Source organism: Neobacillus sp. 204, assembly GCF_046562815.1.
GTDB lineage: Bacteria > Bacillota > Bacilli > Bacillales > Cytobacillaceae > Neobacillus.
This window is the reverse complement of sequence record NZ_JBJORY010000038.1, coordinates 1-4,131: the sequence shown is the minus strand read 5'-3', so window position 1 is coordinate 4,131 and position 4,131 is coordinate 1. Positions and strand designations below refer to the sequence as shown.

General features: G+C 36.3%; 4 protein-coding genes. 3 read left to right on the top strand and 1 reads right to left on the bottom strand.

Annotation, left to right across the window (positions count from 1 at the left end):
- Nucleotides 1-597 precede the first annotated feature (597 nt).
- Nucleotides 598-1,659 carry an alpha/beta fold hydrolase gene (locus ACJ004_RS29945; protein ID WP_410896717.1) on the top strand — a complete coding sequence of 354 codons (1,062 nt, stop codon included), beginning with the start codon at nucleotides 598-600 and terminating at the stop codon, nucleotides 1,657-1,659.
- 127 nt (nucleotides 1,660-1,786) lie between these two features.
- Here the strand turns inward: ACJ004_RS29945 and ACJ004_RS29940 are convergent, their stop codons facing one another.
- Nucleotides 1,787-1,933, bottom strand: coding sequence for a hypothetical protein (locus ACJ004_RS29940; protein WP_335387092.1), 147 nt, complete (start codon nucleotides 1,931-1,933; stop codon nucleotides 1,787-1,789).
- A gap of 434 nt (nucleotides 1,934-2,367) precedes the next feature.
- On the opposite strand from ACJ004_RS29940, the gene ACJ004_RS29935 reads away from it, so the two are divergent.
- Nucleotides 2,368-3,393: a DUF1835 domain-containing protein gene (locus tag ACJ004_RS29935; RefSeq protein ID WP_410896716.1), complete on the top strand. Its 1,026-nt coding sequence runs from the start codon at nucleotides 2,368-2,370 to the stop codon at nucleotides 3,391-3,393.
- Between the two features lie 347 nt (nucleotides 3,394-3,740).
- Nucleotides 3,741-3,950: a hypothetical protein gene (locus ACJ004_RS29930; RefSeq protein ID WP_410896715.1), complete on the top strand. Its 210-nt coding sequence runs from the start codon at nucleotides 3,741-3,743 to the stop codon at nucleotides 3,948-3,950.
- Nucleotides 3,951-4,131 lie beyond the last annotated feature (181 nt).

The window sequence follows — 4,131 nt, the reverse complement described above, 5'->3', positions numbered from 1 at the left end:
TACTTTATTCTAGCAGTCACACCTCGTCACTTTCATACGAAAGTAAAGCAGAAACCTATAAGTGATATACGAAATGGTGGATAGATGAGAGGGAGTCGGAGGGGGTCATAGTACAAATGATGGCAATGACAACATAACATTGTCTAGGGAAGGACGGCAAAGCCAATACCCTGCTTCGTTCAAATGTTGGAAGGAGGTAAGAGTCAGTAGGGGGCGAACTGTTTAGTTGACGGGATCTATGTCCCACGGGTGCTTACGTTCTACCCCGGCTACCGTTATACTAAAACCAAATAAAAATTGGTCAACCAGAAATATCTGGCTGACCTTATAATACGAACGGGTGCTTTGCTTCAATAAAAGGGGCAAGGCATTTTCTTATTCCTTTAACGGGTCAGTTGAAGATATATTGGCTAAAGGGGATAATAATCAAACCTTATATATTAATAAAACTTAATTTCAAGTTAAAAATAATAATTTTATTTAATTAATAATTATAAATATACTAAAAATTAGAACTTCGGATTAGTTAATCTTATGACGTTGACTATACGCGAGTTTCATAACATTATTGTTATCATAAATTAGGAGGAATTATCAATGGAATCTCTTGACTTGAGGAATAAGGATTTTCCAGTCGAGCTTGATCCAAAGGCAAGATTTGGCGTGGATTGGAACGACAAAAACGTAGACGATCCAAATAGCTTTACTCATCGTTTTGCGCAAATCAATGGAATACGAATTCACTTTGTCGAAGAAGGACAAGGGCCGCTCGTCATTCTGCTTCACGGTATCCCCTATTTATGGTACACGTGGCGAAGACAGATTCGTGCGCTCGCGACGGCCGGTTATCGGGTGATTGCGCCAGATATTCGCGGCTTCGGTCAGAGTGATTGTCCGTCCGACGTACAGAATTATGGTTTATTTTATTCGGTCGGTGACTTGGTCGGACTTATGGAAGAGCTTGGCGAAAGTACCGCTGTCATTGTCGGCCATGATCTTGGAGCCTGGGTTGCAAATGCGGCCATTCAACTTCGCCCTGATTTATTCCGGGCATTAGTCATGTTAAATACGCCTGTGGGTCCAAGGGAAGTCCTAAGGCCAAGTGTATCCTGGGAAAAAGTGCGCATCGCAACAGGAAAGCGCGGTCATCACGATTACTTTCAAAATCCTCACGTGGATCCAGTGTTGAATGCGGACATCCGCAAGACGTTGCGCAGCATTCTCTACTCTGTCTCCGGAAGAGCTATCGGTGAGGAACGTTGGAATCCGCTTATTGGGGAAGGGGAAACTTTACTCGACACGTTATTGAATCCCATGCAGTTCCCTGATTGGTTGAGCGATGAAGGGCTGGACTACTATGTCAGCGAATATTCGCGGAACGGATTTACCCCGATGCTGAATCATTATCGTAACCGCGACCGTAACTGGGAGCAGATGGCTTTCTTGGAAGGAGTTAAGCAGCAGCAGCCGGCCATGTTCATCGGTGGCGCCGATGACGTACTAGCCCCATTTTTTATGCCCATCTTCGATAAACTGGAAAATTTTATGCCAAATATGCAAACGAAAGTTTTGCTCAAAGGCGTAGGTCATGACGCCCCAGAGGAACAACCAAAGGTAGTCACAAGCATGCTTTTGGAATTTTTGCAGAATCTTGACTAACGGGATGCATTACTTGAATATCCTACTGCTAATTTTGGCAAATTGAAAGCAATTCTCTATAATGAGAATTGCTTTATTTTGGTATTATTCTATCCAATATCCATTCCATTTTCTCTTCTTAAGATTCTTATCTCAATTCATCCCAATATAAAAAGACATACTCTGGTTCATGCTCTTTTTTCAACTCATCAATACTTGCTATTATATCTAGAGTTTTCTGTTTATTCGTATGTAAAGTATTACTAGCGTTCTGTTTTAAGCCCTTTTCATCCATGATATACACTCTCCTTTTTAGCATAGTTTGTGCCCTGCCCCTCTTCTTATTCTTATTTTTGCAAGGAATGTAATCAGGTGAAATATCCAAAATATAAGAAGAAAAATGGAATGTATTATGAAAATCAGCTTACCTAGTTCACTCTAATATGTATGTCTTATGCTGCTTTGTTCATTTCACACGTGCAAATAAAGGCGAAAGGAAACGAACACTAAAAAGATTCGTGTTTGTAAAAGAGAACATATTGTGAAACGTTTCACTTAAAGTAACGGGTGCAAGAGTTGAAGAACGAGGATTGTTCCGGTGATCCTTTTTTTGTTATTGAGCTAACGATGGAGTTTAGTTCAATAAGGTTTGGGAAAAATACCTACAAAAAGATACATTATTGAATTTTTGTTGAGTACATTTATTAGATTAAATAAGGAGTTTTTTTGTTGGATTTTCTTGAAATAAAAAAATTAGTAAAGGACTTACCAGAACAAGAAGTAAGGTTATACTTGCAATTTATTCTTTTTAAGATTGCATTGTTGGAGGATAAAGAAGAATCTTTAGTTGATTTTGTAAATGATCTTAAAGAAATTTATAACGAAATTCTCTATCCAAAAGACACAAACCAAAATCAGTTTGATAAAGGTAATTACACAAAAGTTCATATACAATTTGGATACCCGTATTTAAGACAACTATTAAAAGAATTAAACTTACTTGAAGAAGATTTTACTATTACTTTCCACGACAATTTTGCTATTGCTCCTATAGGTAGTTTGGATACAGAAAAAGGACAAACAGATAGATTTGATTGGTTAAAAAAAAATCTATCTGATGAATATGAAATTGAAAATTATCAAGAGAGTTATCCGGGAGTAATTTCTCAATTATTAACAATTCCAGAAAATGTTCCAATTTACATATGGGTATCAGAAAATGCCAATGAACAAACAGCTCTTCTTTTTACAATGTATTTGTTACGGGAAATGAAAAACAATATTTTTATCATTGATACTGCAACATTGTATAGAAGATTGTTTGAAAAAAAAGCTAAGAAGTATGTACCCTTTTTTTCAGGTGAAATAATTTTAGGTGAGTTACAAAGCATATATAAATATAGCCAAGAGAACAAGCAAATTTTATCTGACGCAGAGCGTAAGCATATTGAAAAAAAGTGGTTAGACCTATCAAACAATCCAGGTACTTTAAGAATTTGGGAAAATGGAGAAATAAAAGTTGTTGCTGAAGACTATTATGATGATTTTATAATCGAAAAAGCTAAGAAGCTGATTGGGAAGAAAAAGGGGTTTATGATGTGTGCAAGATTAGTCGGTGAAGTTTATGGACATATTTTTCAATATATCGGTGACAGTTTTCTGGAATATAGGGTTAGGAAATTAATCGAAAAGGGAATTTTTGAATATGAAGGTAGTTTAGATGCAATGCGTTATTACGGTATTAAATTTAAGTAAAGGTTTTATTGAATAGGACAGTGTAAAATATTTGTTGAGGGAAGCAAGAAAAATGAGCTTCTCTTTTTTAATACTTACTTCTATAACTTCGTAAAAATGTTAGTGAAGAATTGTACTTAAACTAATGGGTGGTGCTTTATTACAACAAGTTCAGGTCGCCGTAAGGCGGTTTATTTCTTTCTTCAAATAACGTGACAGTTTAGTTTAATAAGATTCCCTCCATCTGTTTAATTGAGTGCCAACTCATGTTATAATGAGTAACTTAGGATAATTACTATTTTTACTTATAATTGAACGGATGCCAAGAAAAGCCTTCGCATAGCGATAAAATATGGAGGTGTATTAGAATGAATAAACGATGGACGATTGGTAAAATAAAAGAATTTGTTGAGAAAAATTCGGAAAGTAAGTTGCTAACGACGGAATATCACGGTTTTTCTCAAAAGTTACTATTTAAATGTGCATGTGGTAGCAACTTTGAAAAAACATTAACGAAATTTAAAAATAATAACCAACGTAAATGTGACGTATGCCAACCGCCAAAAGCGACACGATAACGTATAGCGAATAAGTGCCGATTTCTATTAAAGAGAAGTTGGCACTATTTTTATTTTATAGGGGGAATAAAAGTAGATTTTACTAAAGGGGAGGTGTAGATGAATATTCCTTCTTAAACTACCGGGTGCAAGAGTTAAAGACCGGCGCTGTCATTTTGGCAGCTTTTCTTGTTCCACTAAC